The sequence below is a fragment of the Streptomyces sp. SP18CS02 genome (assembly GCF_036322365.1).
In the GTDB taxonomy this organism is placed as follows: domain Bacteria; phylum Actinomycetota; class Actinomycetes; order Streptomycetales; family Streptomycetaceae; genus Streptomyces.
In genome coordinates, this window is the sequence record NZ_JAQYXC010000299.1 from 1 (window position 1) to 3379 (window position 3379).

Annotated in this window: 1 rRNA gene; it reads right to left on the reverse strand. The window is 57.0% G+C overall.

Annotated features, from left to right (window positions below):
- Positions 1 to 21: 21 nt before the first annotated feature.
- A 23S ribosomal RNA gene (locus PUR26_RS30125) occupies positions 22 to 3144 on the reverse strand.
- Positions 3145 to 3379: the final 235 nt, after the last annotated feature.

The following is a 3379-nucleotide window of genomic DNA, read 5'->3' on the forward strand; positions in this document are numbered from 1 at the left end:
ACACAGTGGACGCGAGCAACTGAGGACAAGCCCTCGGCCTATTAGTACCGGTCAACTCCACACCTTGCGGTGCTTCCATATCCGGCCTATCAACCCAGTCGTCTACTGGGAGCCTTACCCTCTCAAGGAGGTGGGAATACTCATCTCGAAGCAGGCTTCCCGCTTAGATGCTTTCAGCGGTTATCCCTCCCGAACGTAGCCAACCAGCCATGCCCTTGGCAGGACAACTGGCACACCAGAGGTTCGTCCGTCCCGGTCCTCTCGTACTAGGGACAGCCCTTCTCAATATTCCTACGCGCACAGCGGATAGGGACCGAACTGTCTCACGACGTTCTAAACCCAGCTCGCGTACCGCTTTAATGGGCGAACAGCCCAACCCTTGGGACCGACTCCAGCCCCAGGATGCGACGAGCCGACATCGAGGTGCCAAACCATCCCGTCGATATGGACTCTTGGGGAAGATCAGCCTGTTATCCCCGGGGTACCTTTTATCCGTTGAGCGACGGCGCTTCCACAAGCCACCGCCGGATCACTAGTCCCGACTTTCGTCCCTGCTCGACCCGTCGGTCTCACAGTCAAGCTCCCTTGTGCACTTACACTCAACACCTGATTGCCAACCAGGCTGAGGGAACCTTTGGGCGCCTCCGTTACTCTTTAGGAGGCAACCGCCCCAGTTAAACTACCCATCAGACACTGTCCCTGATCCGGATCACGGACCCAGGTTAGACATCCAGCACGACCAGAGTGGTATTTCAACGGCGACTCCACAACCACTGGCGTGGCTGCTTCAAAGTCTCCCACCTATCCTACACAAGCCGAACCGAACACCAATATCAAACTGTAGTAAAGGTCCCGGGGTCTTTCCGTCCTGCTGCGCGAAACGAGCATCTTTACTCGTAGTGCAATTTCACCGGGCCTATGGTTGAGACAGTCGAGAAGTCGTTACGCCATTCGTGCAGGTCGGAACTTACCCGACAAGGAATTTCGCTACCTTAGGATGGTTATAGTTACCACCGCCGTTTACTGGCGCTTAAGTTCTCAGCTTCGCCCTGTCGAAACAGAGCTAACCGGTCCCCTTAACGTTCCAGCACCGGGCAGGCGTCAGTCCGTATACATCGCCTTACGGCTTCGCACGGACCTGTGTTTTTAGTAAACAGTCGCTTCTCGCTGGTCTCTGCGGCCACCCCCAGCTCAGACAGCAAGTGTCATCACCAGGAATGGCCCCCCTTCTCCCGAAGTTACGGGGGCATTTTGCCGAGTTCCTTAACCATAGTTCACCCGAACGCCTCGGTATTCTCTACCTGACCACCTGAGTCGGTTTAGGGTACGGGCCGCCATGAAACTCGCTAGAGGCTTTTCTCGACAGCATAGGATCATCCACTTCACCACAATCGGCTCGGCATCAGGTCTCAGCCTTAATGTGTGACGGATTTGCCTATCACACGGCCTACACCCTTACCCCGGGACAACCACCGCCCGGGCTGGACTACCTTCCTGCGTCACCCCATCGCTTACCTACTACCACCTTGGGTCAGCGGCTCCACCACTCCCCTTTGCCCGAAGGCTCCAGGGCGGCTTCACGGCCTTAGCATTAATGGGCTCGATATTGGGCGTTTCAAAGCGGGTACCGGAATATCAACCGGTTGTCCATCGACTACGCCTGTCGGCCTCGCCTTAGGTCCCGACTTACCCTGGGCAGATCAGCTTGACCCAGGAACCCTTAGTCAATCGGCGCACACGTTTCTCACGTGTGTATCGCTACTCATGCCTGCATTCTCACTCGTGAACCGTCCACAACTCGCTTCCGCGGCTGCTTCACCCGGCACACGACGCTCCCCTACCCATCACAGCGGGCGTTGGCCCTATAGCTGCAATGACACGACTTCGGCGGTACGCTTGAGCCCCGCTACATTGTCGGCGCGGAATCACTTGACCAGTGAGCTATTACGCACTCTTTCAAGGGTGGCTGCTTCTAAGCCAACCTCCTGGTTGTCTCTGCGACTCCACATCCTTTCCCACTTAGCGTACGCTTAGGGGCCTTAGTCGATGCTCTGGGCTGTTTCCCTCTCGACCATGGAGCTTATCCCCCACAGTCTCACTGCCGCGCTCTCACTTACCGGCATTCGGAGTTTGGCTAAGGTCAGTAACCCGGTAGGGCCCATCGCCTATCCAGTGCTCTACCTCCGGCAAGAAACACACGACGCTGCACCTAAATGCATTTCGGGGAGAACCAGCTATCACGGAGTTTGATTGGCCTTTCACCCCTAACCACAGGTCATCCCCCAGGTTTTCAACCCTGGTGGGTTCGGTCCTCCACGAAGTCTTACCTCCGCTTCAACCTGCCCATGGCTAGATCACTCCGCTTCGGGTCTTGAGCGTGCTACTGAAACGCCCTGTTCGGACTCGCTTTCGCTACGGCTTCCCCACACGGGTTAACCTCGCAACACACCGCAAACTCGCAGGCTCATTCTTCAAAAGGCACGCAGTCACGACGCACCGAGTAAACTCGATGCGCGACGCTCCCACGGCTTGTAGGCACACGGTTTCAGGTACTATTTCACTCCGCTCCCGCGGTACTTTTCACCATTCCCTCACGGTACTATCCGCTATCGGTCACCAGGGAATATTTAGGCTTAACGGGTGGTCCCGCCAGATTCACACGGGATTTCTCGGGCCCCGTGCTACTTGGGTGTCTCTTAAACGAGCCGCATGAATTTCAGCTACGGGGGTCTTACCCTCTACGCCGGACCTTTCGCATGTCCTTCGCCTATCCATACGGTTTCTGACTCGTCTCACCGCCGGCAGACGATGAAAAAGAGATCCCACAACCCCGCATGCGCAACCCCTGCCGGGTATCACACGCATACGGTTTGGCCTCATCCGGTTTCGCTCGCCACTACTCCCGGAATCACGGTTGTTTTCTCTTCCTGAGGGTACTGAGATGTTTCACTTCCCCTCGTTCCCTCCACACTGCCTATGTGTTCAGCAGCGGGTGACAGCCCATGACGACTGCCGGGTTTCCCCATTCGGAAACCCCCGGATCAAAGCCTGGTTGACGGCTCCCCGGGGACTATCGTGGCCTCCCACGTCCTTCATCGGTTCCTGGTGCCAAGGCATCCACCGTGCGCCCTTAAAAACTTGGCCACAGATGCTCGCGTCCACTGTGCAGTTCTCAAGCAACGACCAGCCACCCATCACCCTGCCACACAAGGCAGCAAGTTCACTGGGGCCGGCATCGCAGAAGGGCGAGCAACGCTCGCACCCTCAGACACCCAACAACGTGCCCGGCACAACCGATCCAGATCCTGTGTTCCACGCCGAAGCAGTACTGACAGTCCCAGACCAATCGTGCCGAATAATCAACGTTCCACCCATGAGC